This window comes from Bacteroides sp. 51, assembly GCF_010500965.1.
In the GTDB taxonomy this organism is placed as follows: Bacteria; Bacteroidota; Bacteroidia; order Bacteroidales; family Bacteroidaceae; genus Bacteroides.
The window spans coordinates 53,019-72,571 of record NZ_QVMI01000020.1; the positions used below are offsets into that span (position 1 = coordinate 53,019).

General features: G+C 40.5%; 17 protein-coding genes and 1 pseudogene. All 18 read left to right on the plus strand.

The window, feature by feature from the left end; genetic code table 11:
* Window positions 1-455: 455 nt before the first annotated feature.
* Complete coding sequence (locus tag D0T87_RS15560) at window positions 456-2,504, plus strand: hypothetical protein (RefSeq protein WP_163176065.1); 2,049 nt, start codon at window positions 456-458, stop codon at window positions 2,502-2,504.
* A 1-nt stretch (window position 2,505) separates the two neighbouring features.
* Window positions 2,506-3,402 carry a hypothetical protein gene (locus D0T87_RS15565; RefSeq protein ID WP_163176066.1) on the plus strand — a complete coding sequence of 299 codons (897 nt, stop codon included), beginning with the start codon at window positions 2,506-2,508 and terminating at the stop codon, window positions 3,400-3,402.
* A 25-nt stretch (window positions 3,403-3,427) separates the two neighbouring features.
* Window positions 3,428-4,372: a fimbrillin family protein gene (locus tag D0T87_RS15570; protein ID WP_163176067.1), complete on the plus strand. Its 945-nt coding sequence runs from the start codon at window positions 3,428-3,430 to the stop codon at window positions 4,370-4,372.
* A gap of 29 nt (window positions 4,373-4,401) precedes the next feature.
* The gene (locus D0T87_RS15575; protein WP_163176068.1) at window positions 4,402-8,634 is read left to right on the plus strand and encodes a fimbrillin family protein; all 4,233 of its coding nucleotides are present in this window, start codon (window positions 4,402-4,404) and stop codon (window positions 8,632-8,634) included.
* A 1-nt stretch (window position 8,635) separates the two neighbouring features.
* The gene (locus tag D0T87_RS15580; RefSeq protein ID WP_163176069.1) at window positions 8,636-9,424 is read left to right on the plus strand and encodes a fimbrillin family protein; all 789 of its coding nucleotides are present in this window, start codon (window positions 8,636-8,638) and stop codon (window positions 9,422-9,424) included.
* A gap of 2 nt (window positions 9,425-9,426) precedes the next feature.
* A complete protein-coding gene (locus tag D0T87_RS15585) occupies window positions 9,427-9,732 on the plus strand; it encodes a hypothetical protein (RefSeq protein WP_163176070.1) in 306 nt (101 codons plus the stop codon).
* 311 nt (window positions 9,733-10,043) lie between these two features.
* On the plus strand, window positions 10,044-12,488 hold the full coding sequence (locus D0T87_RS15590; protein WP_163176071.1) for a conjugal transfer protein: 2,445 nt from the start codon (window positions 10,044-10,046) through the stop codon (window positions 12,486-12,488).
* Window positions 12,489-12,493: 5 nt separating this feature from the next.
* On the plus strand, window positions 12,494-13,048 hold the full coding sequence (locus D0T87_RS15595) for a hypothetical protein (RefSeq protein WP_163176072.1): 555 nt from the start codon (window positions 12,494-12,496) through the stop codon (window positions 13,046-13,048).
* Entirely contained in the window at window positions 13,045-13,848 is an 804-nt protein-coding gene (locus tag D0T87_RS15600; protein ID WP_163176073.1) for a hypothetical protein, read from the plus strand. Before D0T87_RS15595 ends, D0T87_RS15600 begins: the two co-directional genes overlap by 4 nt.
* A 20-nt stretch (window positions 13,849-13,868) precedes the next feature.
* Window positions 13,869-14,033 carry a hypothetical protein gene (locus D0T87_RS15605; protein ID WP_163176074.1) on the plus strand — a complete coding sequence of 55 codons (165 nt, stop codon included), beginning with the start codon at window positions 13,869-13,871 and terminating at the stop codon, window positions 14,031-14,033.
* The gene (locus D0T87_RS15610) at window positions 14,030-14,668 is read left to right on the plus strand and encodes a hypothetical protein (protein ID WP_163176075.1); all 639 of its coding nucleotides are present in this window, start codon (window positions 14,030-14,032) and stop codon (window positions 14,666-14,668) included. Before D0T87_RS15605 ends, D0T87_RS15610 begins: the two co-directional genes overlap by 4 nt.
* A 4-nt stretch (window positions 14,669-14,672) precedes the next feature.
* Complete coding sequence (gene traM, locus D0T87_RS15615; protein ID WP_163176076.1) at window positions 14,673-15,704, plus strand: conjugative transposon protein TraM; 1,032 nt, start codon at window positions 14,673-14,675, stop codon at window positions 15,702-15,704.
* Window positions 15,705-15,707: 3 nt separating this feature from the next.
* Window positions 15,708-16,841 carry a conjugative transposon protein TraN gene (traN, locus tag D0T87_RS15620; protein WP_163176077.1) on the plus strand — a complete coding sequence of 378 codons (1,134 nt, stop codon included), beginning with the start codon at window positions 15,708-15,710 and terminating at the stop codon, window positions 16,839-16,841.
* A 2-nt stretch (window positions 16,842-16,843) separates the two neighbouring features.
* Window positions 16,844-17,380, plus strand: coding sequence for a M23 family metallopeptidase (locus D0T87_RS15625; protein WP_163176078.1), 537 nt, complete (start codon window positions 16,844-16,846; stop codon window positions 17,378-17,380).
* Complete coding sequence (locus tag D0T87_RS15630; protein ID WP_163176079.1) at window positions 17,377-17,736, plus strand: hypothetical protein; 360 nt, start codon at window positions 17,377-17,379, stop codon at window positions 17,734-17,736. The genes D0T87_RS15625 and D0T87_RS15630 overlap by 4 nt, the downstream gene beginning before the upstream one ends.
* Window positions 17,733-17,972, plus strand: coding sequence for an HTH domain-containing protein (locus tag D0T87_RS25130; protein ID WP_163176080.1), 240 nt, complete (start codon window positions 17,733-17,735; stop codon window positions 17,970-17,972). The genes D0T87_RS15630 and D0T87_RS25130 overlap by 4 nt, the downstream gene beginning before the upstream one ends.
* A gap of 67 nt (window positions 17,973-18,039) precedes the next feature.
* The gene (locus tag D0T87_RS15640; protein WP_163176081.1) at window positions 18,040-19,257 is read left to right on the plus strand and encodes a hypothetical protein; all 1,218 of its coding nucleotides are present in this window, start codon (window positions 18,040-18,042) and stop codon (window positions 19,255-19,257) included.
* 89 nt (window positions 19,258-19,346) lie between these two features.
* Window positions 19,347-19,553: pseudogene (locus D0T87_RS15645) on the plus strand (hypothetical protein); the annotation flags it as partial.

The following is a 19,553-nucleotide window of genomic DNA, read 5'->3' on the forward strand; positions in this document are numbered from 1 at the left end:
TTCTCTGAAATACCACAAGTTCTAACATGCTAATGATTAAGGAAAGAATAGTGTCTTTCCCTGTTATTATCCACTCTTTTTTGAGTGGTATTATATCAATTTAACAAAATTATAAAGTTATGGGATTTAAAAAAAACAAAGAACCGCAGGCAAGGCGAAAGCCTGATATGAGCTGTAATGCGGATGATGTGCATGAACTCCTGGTTCAACTAAGGGAACGCGATCGAGGTAAAGTACCTGTTCGCTTGGATGCAAATACGATTGTGTTAACTCGCCCTAGGTGTCCAACAACACTTTCAAAGAAATGATTCTAACAGACCAGGAGAAAGATCTTCTTATATACCTGAAAAGGATAGGGAAGAAGATAGGATATGGTCTATTAATCGTATCCGGCATCATGAGCGTGCTTTGGGCACTAATTTTTTTGATGGTGCATTTTGTAAACAAATGATTATATGAAAGATTTTAAAAACAAATTATTAATTCTGGTTACCTGTGCTTCCTTGGTATTGAGTTGTAGTACGCCGTTGGTATCTGTCCTGGAGAAAGACAAGGAACGTGTACGACTGAATCAAGTACAGCGAAAGAAAGAGTCCGTTAAGCGATCTAATAAGGATTCTACTAAGGTCTATAGTAAAGATACGGAGAAATTATTGAAAGAAGGTTTCTTTGAATCGAAGGATGAAAATGGTATGATGAATGTCTCTCTCGTTGATGTTCATGTCGTAGCAAAGAATAAGAATATTCCGGAACGTTCAGGGAAGGTAGCCATTGATTTTATGGTCAGTGTCCCGGCTAGCCTGGTAAATAACAAATGGCAAGTACATATTCTTCCTTTCGCATATAAGAACGGAAAGAAGATTCAGTTCGATAAGATCCTGGTATCAGGTGCTCAGTTTATGAAACAACAGGAAAAGGGTTACCAGATGTATCAGGACTTTCTGAATTCCATCATCCCGGATAGCACCTATATGCAACGTTTGTTTGATGAGAAAGGTTACCAAAAGGCGTTATTCCATTTGGAAGAGCAGTTTTATCAGGCGTGGATAAAAGAGGGGTTTTCTGCGTCCCGTTTTGTCGATTGGAAAAACAGTTGGAACAAGAGAAATGCACTCTTTAATGGTATTATGGAACGTAACAAGGCATCTGTTACACCAACGAGCTGGAAAAATTCTTTTGCGGATCATTGGCTGGAAAGGGGACTTGCTGCCCGTTCCGGGCTATGGACCGAGTTTCTTTCACCTGAATATACCTATGAGCAAAGAACAATCTCTTCGGAAGACTCTATTGCGTTATCTAAGCGGTTTTTTGACTACAAGAGTATGTTAGAGAACGAGCGTAAAAAAGCTCTGGTAGACGAGAAATATAATGAATATGTTCGCTTCCCCCGTGAAGCTTGCCGTCTTGACACTGTCATTCGCAGCGGTAATAAGTTTGAGTATTATTATTCTCAGAATATTGATATTGATGAAAACATCAGAAAAATTGATGTGATGTTGGATGGAGAGGTTATTGCCCTGGATGAAAGTAAATATCAGTTTCCTCATAGCGACACGCTCACTTATTATATTTCATCCATGGTACAGTTTCTGGATCCTGCACCTCGCTATAAACGCGTTATTATTTCACGTCAGGCACAAGCATCCATGCCTGCATATATCAATTTTGCTGCCGGCTCTGCCACTTTTAGTGAATCGGTAGGAAACAATAAAGAGGAAATTGATCGTGTGCTTGAAACAATGCACAAGCTGACCTTTACCGGCGAACTTGTTCTTGACAGTGTAAACATGGTGGCGACTGCTTCTCCAGAAGGTAATAGCAGTACGAATTTGCGTTTATCAGAACTTCGGGCCCGGGAACTGAAGAATTACCTGGAAAAAAGGGTAGACGATTCCGAAACGATGGCGCTATTTCATCCTCGTGCACTTGGGGAAGATTGGACTAAACTCACAGAACTCATTCGTCATGATGATAATATCCGTAATACGGATGAGATTCTTGAAGTTATTGGTAGGGAAAAGAATGATGATGTTAGGGAACTGGCGCTCCGTAAATTTGCAGATTACTCCTACATACGCCAGGAGTTGTATCCAGAGCTTCGTGCAGTAAACTTCAACTTTCATCTACATCGACGTGAGATGGTGCAAGATACTATTGTGACCACTGTAATTGATACCACTTACATGGATGCTGTGCAGCTCCTTGAAAACAGACAATATCGTGAGGCCCTCTCTGTATTATCAGAATATAATGATCGGAATACAGCGGTGTGTTTGATGAGTATGGGATATGATAAACGAGCCATAAGCGTACTTGAGACTCTACCTCAAGATGATAATACCCTTTATTTACTTGCCATTCTTTACGTTCGTGAGAACCGTATAAATGAAGCAATAAATTCATTTAGCCGGGCTTGTGAACTGGATATAAGCAAGTGGTATAGAGGAACTCTTGACCCCGAAATCCATAAACTGATAAATGATCACAATTTAAATTTTGAATAATATGATGAAAGTAAAAGCAATTACAATGTCCGTCTGCGTGTTCTTTTCCCTATCATTCATTTCCTGTACAGATAAACTGTTCCCGGAGAAAGAATGGACAAAAGGGTTTCTAAGGGCAAACATATCGGAGGAAGGTGCATTTCCCTCTACAACAGAGGAGATACAAGTACGGTATTATGACCTATATTCCGGAGATGAATATACCGACAAGTTTGGTGAACCGGATTATTTTGATGGGGAGAATAATTTCTTAAGCAAAATAAAAACGGGGGAATACCGTTTCCTTGCTTATAGTGCATTTAATGGCAAAGTAAGAAATACATCTGATATTGCTACGATTGAGGTTTATATGGATACAACCTATTTAGCGAAGTATGATAGTTATGTCATTGCCAATAAGCAAAAACCTGTATTTACCGCTACTGAAACCGGCAAGATCCATCGTGAAGACACTACATATAGAAGTTTTGTCCTTACACCGATGGTACAGAATATTACCGTTAATGTGACTGTGATGGGACTATCCAATAACCATCATATAAAATCAATAGAGGCTATGCTTTCCGGAGTAATCGTTGGCCGGAAGATACATACCAATCAGCCCATTCCTGAGTATAGCGGACTTATCTGCAATTTCGATGAGATTCAGCAAGATAAGTTTACTTCTTCCTCATGGGTGTTCGGTGTTTCCAATGCTGTTCCTAATATATTCAAAATACAGTGTATAGGAGATTCCTTTAACCATTATTCGGAAGTCGAACTTTCGGATGTCCTCACGGACTTTACCGCCGATGGCATGATTATCAACTTGGTAATTGAACTAGGGGAAAATATGGAGATGAAAGATATTTATATAGCTGATTGGGAAGATGTAGATCAGTCAGAAATCAAGTTTTAGTATTAATAATAAAAATTTTAAGAAAATGAAAAAATTAGCAATTTTAAGTTTGTCAGTGTTTGTAACATTATTTTCAGCATGTAGTAATGACGAGAAAGAACAGGGTACTCCTGAACTATCTGTAAATGCTTATATCAGTAGTCAAAAACAGGACACACGCGCAGAAAAGTCCGCATGGGCTGAAGGCGATCTGCTGGGTGTGTTTGTTTGTAATGGAACTCTTGATACTCCTTATCTAGGAAATGCTTCCCGTTATTTTAATACGGCGTTCAGACACAACGGCAAAGCATTTGTTGGCAGCGAGGTTTACCTAAATGAAGAACTGGCAGAGGTGTATGCTTACTTCCCTTATTCTGCTGCAGCAACAAACGGCAAGGCTATTCCCGTAGAGTCTACTACACAAACTGACTATCTGTATGGGCATTCACCCACACAAGCTAATATTTCTCAGAGGAATGTAAATCTTGAAATGAAGCACGCACTTTCACAAGTGGTGTTCCGTCTCAAGAGATCAGCTTCATATAATGAAGGACCTTGTTCTATATCCGCGGTTACGATTGAGAATAACGATGCGAATAATATTTTCAAAACAACCGGTACTCTGGATCTTTCGACCGGTATTGTTACTGGTACTTCTACAGATGGTGTATTGAGTATGATACCAGGCAGTAAGGTTGATTTGACTGAGAGTTATCAGAATATCTCTAGCATTTGTTTACCAGTGAATTCAACACCGTCCAAAAATATCAAAGTGATCTTTACTATTGATGAACGCCAATTCAGATATGAGTTTGCTGCTGGCACCTCATGGCAACCTGCTACCCGCAATATCTATACACTGACTGTAGGAAATTCTGGTCTTGAGATTGGTGGCGGTGATGGCGATGGCGACGGCAATGATGATGGAATTATAATCGAGCCTTGGGGTGATGGTGATAATACCGATATTTCCTTAGTTCCTATTCTTTGATCTTAACAAACATTTACATGGTGAGAATCATGAGATATTTATCCCTATTAATATGTTGTGCGCTGCTCTTCGTCTCATGCGAGACAGAGGATCGGGAAAATAATGTATCAAAGGGACAAGCTGTTTCATTTGTCCTTGATCCAAATACAAGGGCAAATGAAAAGGAATCATTTGAAGACGGAGATGCAATTGGTGTCTTCGTCTTGGATAAGTCCGTAGGAAATTCTTTGAAATCTATTGGTAATTATGCCGATAATAGAAAGTATATCTATAGCAGTGAGAAAGAATCCTTCGTCGCTAGTAGCATTAGCGAGATGATTGTAAATTATCCTGATTTAGATTTAGAATTCTACGTTTATTATCCCTATCGTAGCCAGATTATTGACGCCACAGATCTTCTTCACGTAATTGGTGGAACTGCAAAGGAAGATGACTTTCTTTATGCCGTTAATCGTGATTCTAATGGGGCGCAAAAAATTGGTATAACGTTTAAGCATCTCTTATCCAAGGTTCATGTAAAATATACATCTACCGAAAACAGAGATAAGAGCCTAATGTCTGTATATACCTATACAGATATGAAAATCAATCTTGCCACCGGCACGATTAGAACAGTCGAAAATGAGCGTTCAGATATCTTTCTTGAACGTGTAGAGACGAATGATTATGCCGGATTTATTGGTGTTGTTGCCCCACAGACGTGGTTAAAGAACGAAAAATTCGGGACGTTGACCTATTCAGGTATAGGTAGCTATCCCTTTTCTTTTTCTAAAGATCGGACTTTTGCTTCAGGGGAAGAGAACGAGGTGCTTTTTATGTCCCGGAGTTTTGATTATACATTTAGCGTTAGTCCAGAGGCAATTTCTACCCCTGCAAAAACATCCGATAATTTTGCTTTTGTGCTGTCTTCGACTAAATGCCAATCCATCAATGGAGTTGTAATTCCAGGTACAACGGAGCAAGTGTCTTCTTCAGTCCTTAGTAAACCAGATTGGGTAACGATAGCAGGTAATAATATTACTGTATCTGAAAACCAAGGTGCACTCCGTTCAGGCGATGTTGTATTTAAACAAGATGAATCAGGAAAAACCTCTACAATTACTATTACCCAAGATGGTGGTATAATTACCTATGGTGATTGGGTGGTTACAATTTCTGCAGATCCTACGACTATTGCGGCATCTGGTGGCAGCTCTACCCTGACTTATACAGCAGTGCGTGATGTGATTACCAACGGTGCTGTTACAAGTACCGAAACGGCCGTTCCTGCAGTTAGCGGTAGTGCAACCGGCTTTTCCCTTTCAGGTCCGGTTATTATTACAGGTGACAATGTTGCCAGTACGACTGTCATTGCCAGCAATAACACGACCACTTCTTCCCGCAGTGTGACATACACGGCTACTCACAGTGGTAAGAGCGCGAACTGTACGATTACCCAGTCTGCGGGCAGTAAGTCCTACGACAGCTGGAGTGACTGGAGCGTGAGTGTATCTGCTAGTCCTACAACTATTGGTGCTTCCGGCGGCACTTCAGCGATTACTGCTGCTGCTACCCGTACCCGTACGTGGACTTGGAATGGTGTTGCCGGTTCCGGTGGTACTGAGACAGATAGTGGTACACCGTCACTCAGTGCCAGTGGATCCGGATTTAACCTGAGTGGTACTACACTCACTGCTAGCAATAATACGGGAAGCTCTTCACGTAGTTGCACGGTAACTGCTACCCATGGTGGTAAGAGTGCAAATTGTACCGTTACCCAGACTGCAGGTACGACTACCTACGGTGATTGGGTTGTCACAATTTCAGCTAGTCCTACTACAATTGGTGCATCTGGTGGCAGCTCTACCCTGACTTATTCAGCAGTACGTGATGTAATCATCAACGGTGTTGTTACTGGTACTGATACGGCTGTTCCTACGATAAGTGGTAGTGCTGCCGGGTTTACCCAGTCGGGTGCTTCTGTAACTGTTAGCAATAACACCGCCACTTCCTCGCGTAGTGTAACTTATACTGCCAGTCATGGTGGTAAGAGCGCGAACTGTACGATTACCCAGTCTGCGGGCAGTAAGTCCTACGACAGCTGGAGTGACTGGAGCGTGAGTGTATCTGCTAATCCTACAACTATTGGTGCATCCGGCGGTACTTCTGCTATTACTACTTCCGCTACCCGTACCCGTACGTGGACCTGGAATGGTGTTGGTGGTTCCGGAGGTATTGAGACTGATACGGCTACACCGTCACTCAGTGCCAGTGGTTCGGGCTTTAGTCTGAGCGGTACTACGCTGACTGCCAGCAATAACACTACCAGTTCCTCACGTAGTTGTACCGTAACTGCCACTTCTAATGGTAAGAGTGCGAGTTGTGTAGTTATCCAGAGTGGTGGTACTACTACCTACGGTGATTGGGTTGTTACGATCTCTGCCAGCCCTATTACAATTGGTGCATCCGGCGGCAGCTCTACGCTGACTTATTCGGCCGTACGTGATATACTTACCAATGGTGTTGTTACCGGTACTGACACGGCTGTTCCTACAGTTAGTGGTAGTGCTACCGGCTTTACTCGTTCAGGTACTATTGTAACGGCAAGTAATAACACTTCCGAGTCTTCCCGTAGTGTAACTTACACTGCCAGTCACGGTAGTAAGAGTGCTAGTTGTACAATTACCCAGAGTGGTGGTACTACAACATACGATGCCTGGAGTGATTGGGTTGTTACCATCTCTGCCAGTCCAACGACTATTTCCTCTAGCGGTGGTACGTCAACTTTGACTTACACAGCTATACGTACCCGTGATGTACTTGTTAATGGTGTTGTTACCGATACTGAAACCGATACTGCTACTCCTACTGTTAGTGGCAGCGCAACCGGCTTTACCCGTTCGGGTACTGTAGTAACTGTTAGCAATAATACTTCCACTTCTTCCCGTAGCGTTACTTACGCTGCCAGTCATGGTGGTAAGAGTGCGAGTTGTACGATTATTCAGTCTGCCGGTAGTAAGTCCTACGACAGTTGGAGTGATTGGAGCGTGAGCGTTTCTGCTAATCCTTCTACTATCGGTGCATCCGGCGGTACTTCTACCATTACTGCTTCCGCTACGCGTACCCGTACGTGGACCTGGAATGGTGTTGGTGGTTCCGGTGGTACTGAAACTGATACGGCTACACCAACGCTGAGTGCCAGTGGTTCGGGCTTTAGCCTGAGCGGTACTACGCTGACTGCCAGCAATAACACTACCAGTTCCTCGCGTACCTGTACGATTACTGCCACTTCCAATGGTAAGAGTGCAAGTTGTGTAGTTACCCAGACTGCAGGTACTACTACCTATGGTGATTGGGTTGTTACGATATCTGCCAGCCCTACTACTGTTGGTGCATCCGGCGGCAGCTCTACTCTGACTTATTCAGCAGTACGTGATATACTTACCAATGGTGTTGTTACCGGTACTGACACGGCTGTTCCTACAGTTAGTGGTAGTGCTACCGGCTTTACCCGTTCGGGTACTGTAGTAACTGTTAGCAATAATACTTCCACTTCTTCCCGTAGCGTTACTTACACTGCCAGTCATGGTGGTAAGAGTGCAAGCTGTACGATTACTCAGTCTGCCGGTAGTAAATCCTATGGTAGTTGGAGTGATTGGAGCGTGAGTGTTTCTGCTAATCCTTCTACTATCGGTGCATCCGGCGGTACTTCTGCCATTACTGCTTCCGCTACACGTACCCGTACGTGGGCCTGGAATGGTGTTGGTGGTTCCGGAGGTACTGAGACTGATACGGCTACACCGACGCTGAGTGCCAGTGGTTCGGGCTTTAGCCTGAGCGGTACTACGCTGACTGCCAGCAATAACACTACCAGTTCCTCACGTAGTTGTACGGTAACGGCTACTTCTAATGGTAAGAGTGCGAGTTGTGTGGTTACGCAGACTGCAGCTACTATTAGTTATAGTGACTACATCTTTACTTTCTCAGATGGAACTACAAGTAAGTCATGGAGTAACGTTACGGCTACAGGTAGCAGTAATACTTACACAATCATTTCTACTCGTAAAGTAACCATTAATGGAAGTACTACTACTGAGACTGTAGAGTATAGTGGATCATCTAATGTGACATGGGGAACTGTTTCAGGTTCGACAGTCACTGTATCGGATAATCCGAATACGACTCCGCGTAGTGGTGTTATAACCTTTACTCAGGCAGAATCGGGTAAAACTATAACTGTGACTATCATTCAACAAAAGAAAAATTCAGTAATAATAGATTAACATGAAAAAATATGTATTTCCTATCCTCTGCTCCCTGGTGTTTTCCGCTTGTGGAAGTAGTGATCCTGATCCTACTGTTCAGGACGATGAGTTGAGTATTAGTTCATGTCATGTAGTAGTAAGCAATAACCTATCGGAGAATTTCAGCTCTCCGATAGGGCTATACATCCTTGATGGTAGCGGCCAGCCGTATGATCCTACTTCTTACAAGAACAGTGCTTCCCTGATATCAGGTAATTGGCTTGTCAGTACCCCGGTATATATTACCGGGGCGGGCAAGTTGTATGCCTATTATCCTTATTCTTCTTCAGATAACTTGCCATCCCTGAATGTAGATGTATCAAACCAGGTAGACCTTCTGTATAGCAAGAATCCGGTTTCTATTGGTTTTAACTCTTCTTCCCTATCCATTAAGTTATATCATGCTTTGAGCCAGCTTCAGGTTAGCGTTGAAGATGAAGAGATCTCCCAACTGTCTGTTCGTTTTCCATTGACAGGCAAGTTTAATATTATGTCAGGATTATATAGTGATTTAGTATATGGCCGGGCCAATAGTTCGACTGGTAAAATGCTTGTTATCCCGCATATCGCTTCTGGTGCGGAATTGGCGATCACTTTAAAGTCCGGTTCCCAGTATACTTACTCTTTGGATGGCAAAAGTTTCTCTGCAGGTGAGAATTATACTTATCAATTCAAACTTAGTGAATCAAAAGAGAAACTCGAGTTTCGGTCAATATCTGTGGAGGACTGGGTAAGTGATTTTATTCATAAAGACTATTTAAAGAGATGAAAATGAAGAAAAAACTATTTATAAGTTCGATGATGCTTATGGCATCGAACATGCTATTTGCTCAGAGTGCCCGTGGGGATATTAATGGTGCGATAAATGACTGGATTGTCCCGGCTTCCGCCTTTGTTTTGGTTATTGGGTTTATTATTCTTGTGGCTAACAACCTCGATGGGCTACGCGGTAAGAATGGTACATCCAAATCCGAGGCCTGGTTGGCTGTTGGTGAAGGTGTGGCTTATATTTTTATCGTTGTTGTAGCAATTGGTGCTATTGCCAGTAAAGTGTCTTCAATGTCTTTTAGTATTTGATATGGAAACCTGTAGAGTATATAAAGGTCTTGACACCCCCTGTTTAATAAAGGGGGTGTACAGCCAGTATTTCTATATCATATTTCTCTCTTGCATTCTTGTCGGTGTTGTCTTTGTAACAAACGTTATGGCTTGTTTGAAAGGTGCGCCAATTTCAAGTCTACTAATGAATACGATATTTTCCCTGCTGGGTGTTGGTTTGGTTTATAAATATTTCTCCAAGCGCTCCCATCGGCCCAAGATAACACCCGATAATAGGGAAATAACATATTCTAATCGGGAGTTATACCAAGCAATAAATAAGAGGAAACATGGATAATTTTATATTTTACCCCATTCATGATATTATTGAGGATTCCAAAGGGAATGGTTTGATCTTGGGAAAGAATGGTAGTTTGACATATGTCATCAGTCTTACCCTCCCGGAGGTCTACTCTTTATCAGATGAAGATATTGTGAAAAGGCATAGTGTTTTTAAACTGGCATTTTCTCATATGCCTGATAATTCTTATGTCCATAAACAGGATGTTTTTCGCGTGTGTAAATACCAGTATCCTGATGGTGTGCCTGGTGAACAATTAACTTACTTGGCTCAGGCGGATCGGGATCATTTTACTGGTAGGGAATATCTTGAGCATACTTGTGTGATAGGTTTTACCCTTGCCGGATTAGAATCTCTATCGGAGGCTTATACCCAGAATATATTTTCATATAAGGAGAATTTGCATAAGGAAGATAGTGATCGTATAATGAATTTCTTGTCAGCGATAGAATTTACGATAAACCATATTTCATCCCTGCGTATTCCAGTTAAATACCTTACCGGTGGCGAACTAAAAGAATATATTTTTTCCTCCGCGAATTTTTATTCCACGGGTGATATAAAAGATATCCATTTCTCTGAATCTATAACTGCGGGTAACATTAAGGCCCAGATGTATGCCATAACAGATGAAGAAGGTTTGCCCGACGAAGTTCAAGTGGTATCCAAAGATGAAACGGCTTCAACTGTAATGTCCAAACTATATATGTCCATGGCCGAATCTTTTGGTGGTATCCATTTGAATTATAACCATGTCTATAATCAGGTGTTTTATTTCTACTCTGATAAGAAGCTGAAGGGAACGTTAAGTAAGAATTTACATGACCACCAGGTTAATGAGGGTTGGGACGGCCCTAATATGCGTGTAAAAATCAAGAAACTTGAAAAATTGTCCACAGAAATTGCCGAGAATAATGAAAGCCTTTGTTATGCCCATTATTCGGTGATGTTATGGAATGACAATCAAGAGCGACTTGATCTAGCCATCCATGACTTCAATGAACGCATGAACCTGTGTAATATCAAGTATTATATTCCCTCATATGGGAACCTTGCCGATATATATGGTGGTGGAATTGTTGGCTGTACGGCTTCTCTTAAAAGACAGTATATGTTTATTTCCTCTTTATCCGTTGCTACAGCATTCCTGTCTCACTATTCCGGGTTCCAGGATGATAAGGAGGGAATATATTTTAATGACCGGTTAACCCAAAAACCCATTGTAAAGGATATCTGGGATGCAAAGAAAAAAAGGATTAACGCCCGTAATGCTGTGGTAGTATCACCAACAGGTGGTGGTAAGTCGTTTCTCGCCAATCACATCATGCAGCAGCTCCTTGATCAAGGTGTAACCGTAGTGGCAGTAGAATTTGGAAATAGTTTTAAGCAGCTGTGCAATCTGTATCCGGATAAGTCCATTCATATAGAGTACGACCAAAATAAACCGCTTGGTATAAATCCTTTCAACCTTCATGGGCGCGAGCTTACGCCGGAAAAAGAGGAAACGTTGGTGAACCTTTGTCTTCGGTTTTGGGGAAATACAGAGACTACCAAAGAGGAAATAACCTCCTTACGTAAATTTATAGTTCAATACTACAAGAATAATGAATGTGGGCATTCTTTTCAGAATTTTTATCGTTTCCTTGTCGATGGGTTTGATGAACTTTGTACAACCTGTGGTATCAATTCGGAGTTTTTCAGAATTGATTCTTTCAAACATGTATGTTCTGAGTTTATGCCGGGTGGTTCCTATGAGAATCTTTGTGTTGATGATGGCATAGCCAGTGATCTCACCACTAAACAATTTATTCACTTTGAACTTACAAAGATCAAAAGTGATCCTTTTGTTTCCTCCATCGTCATCTCCCTGCTGTTTGATGTGATTAATAATACCATCCTATCTGATCCTTCAAGGAGAGGTTATATAATATTTGACGAATATGCAGAAACCGCTCAGATGAAGACCACTAACTCTTTGGATGTGAACATTCATCAAGCCGTGGCCTTTTTCTACCAAAAGATTCGTAAGGAGAATGGCGCTGTTATGACGATTATTCAATCTCCGGTACAGCTGCCTCGAGATGAATTTACAGACGGCATGATTGCCAATACCCAACTATTATTTGTATTACAGGGTTCCGAGGTGGTACACCGTGCTATTATTGACACTTTTAAGATTACTAACCAGGCACATCAAAATCAAATGTATTCTGTTAAAAATAATTATACAGCAAAGAGGCCGTATTCAGAATGTTGGATACGTTTTGGAGAAGGGTATGCACTGACGGCACGTTTAGAGGCTTCACCCCGTAAGTACTTGGCATTCCAAACTGAGGGAGAAACCCGTTCTGCATTGGATAAACTATATGAATCTAACGGTCACGATATGCGACAAGCAATCGAAGAACATTATCAATCTATAACTAAAAATTAATGAGTATGAAAAAGATATTATTATCCCTATCATTTGTATTCTGTGCAATAAATATGGTATATGCACAGATTCCTGTGACAGATGTAGCGCAGAATACCACTACTGTTACCAATCAAATCATAAACGGTACAACATTCGCAAACCAACTGGTTCAATTACGACAGCAAGCGGAAATATTAACTACAACCTTAAAATATGTACAGGAAGTGGCTTCTGTTGTTCGCGATGCAGCTTATGCCAAAAATCTAATTGAGAGGCAAGTCAGAATTGTCGATAATTGCCAGAATTTGATAGAGAGAGCAGATAAGTTGGATGCAAGACTTGTATTACAACTTGAACGTAATGTAATGTCGTTTTTGTCTGCGAATACATCATTAGTTACTCTGATAACATCCACTTTAACAACGCGTTTTAAGATGAACGATTCAGAACGTTTAGGTAATCTAATGCGGTTACAGGCAGAGCAGATGGCTCTTCTTCGAGATTTAAATACAGTAAATCTTATTCTTTCTACCGCGATGACAACTAATAGTATTATTGAATATCAAATCTTTAGATGATGGGAAATATAGAATTTGTAGAAACGGCGTATCAGGGAACGAAGCAGTATATTGTATATGATTCCTTCCATACCATAATGATTGCCATTGTTTTGTTTCTTTCTTTTCTGAAACTATATGATGAATGGCAGAAAAACATAACAACCAATGACAATCGTTTCAAGCTATCTACTTACTGGGGTACTATCAGGGTATATGTGGTTGTTTGCATTATAGCATCTTTTTCAGGGCAGATATTCACTCTTACCGAGTCTATCTGTTGTGATCTTCAAACGGCTTTGGTTAACGATTTTGGTACAGATGTATCGGATAAGGCTACCCAAATGATGACTGATTTGGTTCGTGAAGAATCTACTCGTATCGCAGAGGAATTTCTGCAAGGGAACCCGTTTGACATGGGAGCAAGAATGCTAGAACTGGTCGTATTAGGTCCAATAACCGGAATCGTTATGGCTCTTGGTGTGGCTATATTTAAACACGTTTACACTTTCTTTATTCTGGGGCGGTATATGTGGCTCTTGATGTTGGAGATGGTTGCTCCTATTGCCATTGCTTTATCTATCCATGAAGGGACCCGTAGTTATTTTTATACTTGGGTAAAAAATATGATTGTATGTTATATGCTGATTCCTATGTTTTTCTTGGCCGACCGGTTTGCTGATGAGGTTGCCGTACTTACAATGCAGGAAACACTTCATTCAACTACTGATTTTCCTATTTTGTGTCTGGTGGTGATTGGTGTTTGGGTAAAGATTAAGATGTTTGGTACTGTTCGTGCCAAAGCGAGTCAACTCTTTTAATTTATAAATCAGATTTAGTAATGAAAAAGCTAAAAGAATATAGAGAAAAATATTCCTCCATCCTGATAAAACTATATCATTCGTTTAATCCAGAGAATACTTCCCTGAAGGTAAAGATTGTTTCGGGCATACTTGCCCTTCTGTTGAGTTCTCTGATTACATACATTAAAATACTTTTGCGATGAGCCTGGATATAGAAAAAATAAAGAGCAACTTCAATAAATATGTTGAAGCAAAAAAAAAACAAGCACTGTATTTGAAGCTTTTTTTTGCTATGACTACATTCTTGAATTTAGCTGTCCTCTGTTTTGCTTACTTTACGACGAAGAATGCACATGAACAAGTACTTGTGGTTAGTACTCATGGTGAAATACTTCCAGTCGAACTCTCAACCCTAGAAAAGGAGTATTTGTCGCTGCTTGAAACACATTGTTATTCGGTCAGCCATTATGTTAATACATTTGATGTTAACAATATTAAGACCAATCAAGCATGTGCTTCTTTTCTGGTTAATCAGATTGACCTGAATGCAATCTTTGAAAAGTACCAACATGATAAGGCGTATAATGATGTTCTTCATAAGGGTGTTGCTTATCGTTGTCAATTCGAGAAGGTAACTCAAATCAAGCGTACTAGCCAACTATGGGAATATGATGTTGAGTTTTTGAGTACGCTGAGTGTTGTAACTAATTCTAGCACAGCAAAGATACAGATTGTATCTAGAGGTACTGCGCACCGTACAACGATGCGTCCCAAAGAAAATCCAACCGGTTGGTATTTTAAAAATTACACTCAAGAGTATTATCCCATTAATAAATAGTATCATGAAGAAAAAGAAAATATTTTTATTAGGTGGTTTAGTGTTATGTGCTGCGTTTCTATTACTTTCTATAACACTAGACGGTTCATCATCTGATGACTCATCCCGTGAAATTTCCTTGCGTGCTGAAACTAAAGATGTCTCTTTAGATGATATGTTAAAGCTGGCTAAAGGTCGGAACCATAATACAACTGATGAAAATGCTTCGGGTCTTACAGGTATTCATTCGTCAGCGCCATCTGCTTCAGCTGATAATCCGGAGGCAATAGCCCGAATCCAGCAATTAATCAGAGAAAATACTGAAGGCATACATTCCGGGATACAGGAAATTGAAAATGAGCGGCAAGGTATAATAACATATACTGATGAGAGGGATCAGTATTCTACTATCCAGGGATCTTCTACTGCAACCAAGAATACTCCGTTGAAGTCTCAACCCAAGAAAGAAAGCAATACCAAGAAAACAAAACCGAAAGAGGAGTCGGTAGAGAAGCCTGAGAAACCAAAACGCTCACCTTTCAATTCAGTAAATTTTGGTAACCCGGATGATAAAAATGCTATTAAGGCTTATGTCCATTCTGAACAGACTGTCATGATAGGTAGTACTTTAAAGATGCGACTAGGTGAAGATGCCTATACGGATGATGGTGTGATGGTCAAAAAGAATTCCCCCATATTCGGTACGGTGACCTCAGTCGATGGTGAACGTGTTAACGTGAAGATCACTCATATCAACCACCAAGGCAATATCTTACCCTTCCAAAAGGAAGTTTATTCGAAGGATGCACTGCTCGGAATTTATGTACCAGGTAATCCCAAATCGGACGCCGTTAAAGATGCTACCGGTGGTGCACTCGATGGTTTGCCGGTATCCGGGATTCCTGGAGTAGATGTTGCTACTCAAATTGCGGGTGCAGTTGCTTCAAGTGCTGCTCAGGCCGGTAAACAAGCAGCATCAAAGAACGTGAAGAAAATTAAAGTAACGATCAAGACGAACTATGAAATATATCTTCGTCCGGATGAAAAGAAAAAATAGCATATGAAAAAGATATTATTTTCCCTAATATTCAGCCTACTGGCTGTTAATTACACCTTTTCTCAGACCTACTTGTCTGAGATTCATTCGTCACCTTTTTCTGTATCGGTGAATAAAACTTTTCATCTAATTTTCCCAACTGAAGTGAAGTATTTCTCTATTGGCGATGAGAGTGTTGTAGGTGAAATTGTTGAATCTTACCGTAACACTATCCGTCTTAAATCCCTAGAGCCCTTTTCCGGAGAGACAAACATGAGTGTTGTTACTGCAGATGGTCAGTATTATTCCTATAAGATGTCTTATGTTTCTGAATTGCATAGTAGTTATGAAATCGTAGGGAAAGAAGTAGAGGTTCCTCCTATCCTATCAGTGAATGATAATCAGCAAATGCACTTGATCTTCTCAAGTAAGATTATTTATGTTGATTTTGGTACCACTGATGTAGAGGTTATTAAGGCTTCCGGTGTGGATAATATATTAGCTATTCGCGCTTCCGGAAAGTTTTCTAATGAGACTAACGTAAGTGTTGTTACTGCTGATAATAAGTTCTATACTTTTAATTTAAGTTTTTCTGATCATCCTGGTCAGTTATCGTTCATTGTTGACCCTGATGTGAGTAATGTCAATCCTCGTATTGCGCTTCTTGATAACAAAGAGCTTAATAGTGTTCAGCGTGATCTCCTTCGTGATCAGGTTAATGCCCGGTTCCAGTCACTAAATAAAGAGAATAAGGATTTTGCCGGCATTCGCTTTTCCATTACTAATGTATTTGTGGATGGTGATATCTTGATTTTCAAATTCAAGATTATCAATTATAGTAATATTGATTATGTCCCGGACTTTGTTAGGTTCTACATTCAGGATTCCAAGATCCGGAAGAAAACAGCTATTCAGCAGATTGAACAGATACCTCTTTTCTTCTTTGATCTTCCGGAGCGAATTCTTGCGCATGAGACTAAAACCTTCTCGGTAGCATTAAATAAGTTCACTATCCCTGATAAAAAGAAGTTAATCGTAGAGATGCAGGAGTTTGGAGGTGGACGACATTTTTATCATAAAGTAAAAAACAACCTAATTATTAATGCAGAAATATTAAGTCCGTCGGTGCGTGACAGTCACCAACCCCAATTTTATTAATTATGGTTAAGTTGTTGGTCCTGATATTACTCATAGGTTCTTCTTCAGAGTCTTTACTGAAGGAGTTGGCAAATAAGTCCACTTCTCTTTTCCCTATTATGGAAGTTATAGACTTGTATTTGGCTTCACCCTCCGGTATGATCAGGGATGTCCCGGTTCATCAACCAATTCACGATAATAGGCGGATATCTTCGCCATACGGTCAGCGTAAGGACCCGTTCACTGGTGAAACAAAGTTCCACTCCGGGATAGACTATGCATGTGACCTGGCCACTACCGTTCATGCTACAGCAAATGGTATTGTTACTTATGCCGGCACAAAAGGTGGATATGGTAAATGTGTTATTGTGAAGCATCGATTTGGCTTCACTACTATGTATGCCCATCTTTCTGAATATTATGTGAAATCCGGGACAGTTGTGAATCTTGGTAAGGTGATAGGCTTTGTCGGTTCTACCGGAAGAAGTACGGGTAGCCATCTCCATTATGAAGTGAGAAAGAATAATCATGTTATTGAGCCTTTATTTATTTGGTTATGAAAGACTGGAGGGAAGAGATGGAATCACAAATCAGAATTGAGACGGACTATATTATTTTAAAGAGTATAGCTAAGTATGGTTATCCGGCAATGCCATTGAATTATGATTTTCTTGATCGTTATTCACTTAAGGCTCTATATATAGAGATTGTGAAGAACCGTACACTTGATCGCGTAACAGAACATTTGGAGAAAGCAGCAAAATCCCAGGCTGAAATTTTTCTGTCTTCAGGATGTGACCTTGCCATCTTCAAGAAGTGCCGCAAGGATCAAGGTGATCAGACTGTAAAAAAGATATTGGGTAACCGGTTATACTGGAAGGTTTTTTTAAACATTTTAAAAACAGAGCAAAAATGAATACGCTTCAGAGGTTAGAAACCATTCAAAAAGTACATGAGTTGATCCAGTCCGAAAAGTCAGGCTCTTCATCCAGCATATCCAAAGGATTGAATATTCCTCATAGAACTATTCAACGGTATATTCAAGAATTGCGCGATTTAGGAGCAAATATTCAATATGATACCGCTAGGAAGACTTATTATTATATGAATGATTTTGTTTTTCGTATCGAAATAGGAGATCGATGTCAATGAGTTATTTAGATTCAAATGTCATGAAATGGCATAAGTAATCAATTGTATTTATATAAATAATCAAAAAATGAAAAAATTAAATTTATTCTTCATGGCATTGACGATGTTCTTTGCTATGAGTTGTGATCGAAATGAGTTGGGGAAACAGGAGGTACAGAAACCTGTCATTCCTTCTGCCCAACCGAGTGTTACCATCACAGGTGATGGCATTGTTTCAACCAGGGCTGGTGGACGTACTGAGTTTACCGGCGGCTATGCTACCGGTGCTGGAATATATGCCAGTGTTGATGAAGCTACCGTAGCTGCTGTACCCTATTCCGGTTATAAGCTTGTTTCTTTTATAGGAGGCCCAGTAGGTGGAAACTCCAGTCAATTCAGTGGTTCTGACAATTATAAGTTTAATATTCAATCGCAAGACTGGAAGTTCAACGTATCGTTCAAAGAGGAGTTTACGATCATTGTAAATACCGATGGTGGTGGTACTGCTACCGGGGGAGGAAAATATGCCGATGGTGAAAGTTGTACTGTTGTGGCTACTGCTAATTCAGGTGAAACCTTTGAAGGATGGTATGAAGCCAATACCAAGGTTAGTTCAGATGCAAGCTATAGTTTTACAGTTAGTTCTAGCAGAACGCTAACAGCAAAATTTAAAGCAGGAAAGACATTCCACTTCGTCGCTCTTGGAGAGGGATATTTTGAATCTAAATTTGATAGAGGAAATTCTATCTCAACGACTGTAACCAGAGATCAACTCGGATGGTCACATGCTGATGAGGTAGAGCCTATTCCTGCACAAGGTTGGTATCTAAGTGGAGATGAGTGGGAAGTAGATGGAAAAAAGATTCTTTCAGAACAGGGAGGTGTATTTTCGCTTACTCCTACGATTTATGATACCTATCCGGATAATACAACATTCTATTATACATTCTCGAACTCTACTTCTCAGGTATACACAGTGACAATAAAAGCACGGTTTTGGTGGAATGACAAGTACAGTATTACATATACAAATATAAAGGACGCTAATGGTAACACCTATCCTGGCGGCACGGTTTCATGGTCACCAATTGCTACCACTACCCCAACAATCTCTAAATCATTTAAAGAAGGGGACATTTGTACAGTCTACTGCTGGGCACATGGAATGCATGAAATATTGGATTGGGCGGATGAAGATACAAATGAATTCCTTGAGCATGTCAGGGACACCTATGGTGGTTCTTACAGCTTTACTGTAACAAGAAATAGGACCATTGTTGCTCGATATGGTGAATATCGGCCTTGATATAATAAATGTATGTATTCTTACTAATGTGAGATCATACCACATAATCAAGAATATGTATTTGTATAATTAATTATAATTAATCAAAAATGAAAAAGTTAAATTTATTCTTCCTGGCATTGACGATGTTCTTTGCTATGAGTTGTGATCGAAATGAGTTGGTGGAACAGGAGGTGCAGAAACCTGTTATTCCTTCCGCCCAACCGAGTGTTACCATCACAGGTGATGGCATTGTTTCAACCAGGGCTGGTGGACGTACTGAGTTTACCGGCGGCTATGCTACCGGTGCTGGAATA

Bases quoted from the DNA above. Each gene is read 5' to 3' on its own strand.
- D0T87_RS15560 (WP_163176065.1), top strand. From the start codon at position 456: ATGAAAGATTTTAAAAACAAATTATTAATTCTGGTTACCTGTGCTTCC.
- D0T87_RS15565 (WP_163176066.1), top strand. From the start codon at position 2,506: ATGATGAAAGTAAAAGCAATTACAATGTCCGTCTGCGTGTTCTTTTCC.
- D0T87_RS15570 (WP_163176067.1), top strand. From the start codon at position 3,428: ATGAAAAAATTAGCAATTTTAAGTTTGTCAGTGTTTGTAACATTATTT.
- D0T87_RS15575 (WP_163176068.1), top strand. From the start codon at position 4,402: ATGAGATATTTATCCCTATTAATATGTTGTGCGCTGCTCTTCGTCTCA.
- D0T87_RS15580 (WP_163176069.1), top strand. From the start codon at position 8,636: ATGAAAAAATATGTATTTCCTATCCTCTGCTCCCTGGTGTTTTCCGCT.
- D0T87_RS15585 (WP_163176070.1), top strand. From the start codon at position 9,427: ATGAAGAAAAAACTATTTATAAGTTCGATGATGCTTATGGCATCGAAC.
- D0T87_RS15590 (WP_163176071.1), top strand. From the start codon at position 10,044: ATGGATAATTTTATATTTTACCCCATTCATGATATTATTGAGGATTCC.
- D0T87_RS15595 (WP_163176072.1), top strand. From the start codon at position 12,494: ATGAAAAAGATATTATTATCCCTATCATTTGTATTCTGTGCAATAAAT.
- D0T87_RS15600 (WP_163176073.1), top strand. From the start codon at position 13,045: ATGATGGGAAATATAGAATTTGTAGAAACGGCGTATCAGGGAACGAAG.
- D0T87_RS15605 (WP_163176074.1), top strand. From the start codon at position 13,869: ATGAAAAAGCTAAAAGAATATAGAGAAAAATATTCCTCCATCCTGATA.
- D0T87_RS15610 (WP_163176075.1), top strand. From the start codon at position 14,030: ATGAGCCTGGATATAGAAAAAATAAAGAGCAACTTCAATAAATATGTT.
- traM (WP_163176076.1), top strand. From the start codon at position 14,673: ATGAAGAAAAAGAAAATATTTTTATTAGGTGGTTTAGTGTTATGTGCT.
- traN (WP_163176077.1), top strand. From the start codon at position 15,708: ATGAAAAAGATATTATTTTCCCTAATATTCAGCCTACTGGCTGTTAAT.
- D0T87_RS15625 (WP_163176078.1), top strand. From the start codon at position 16,844: ATGGTTAAGTTGTTGGTCCTGATATTACTCATAGGTTCTTCTTCAGAG.
- D0T87_RS15630 (WP_163176079.1), top strand. From the start codon at position 17,377: ATGAAAGACTGGAGGGAAGAGATGGAATCACAAATCAGAATTGAGACG.
- D0T87_RS25130 (WP_163176080.1), top strand. From the start codon at position 17,733: ATGAATACGCTTCAGAGGTTAGAAACCATTCAAAAAGTACATGAGTTG.
- D0T87_RS15640 (WP_163176081.1), top strand. From the start codon at position 18,040: ATGAAAAAATTAAATTTATTCTTCATGGCATTGACGATGTTCTTTGCT.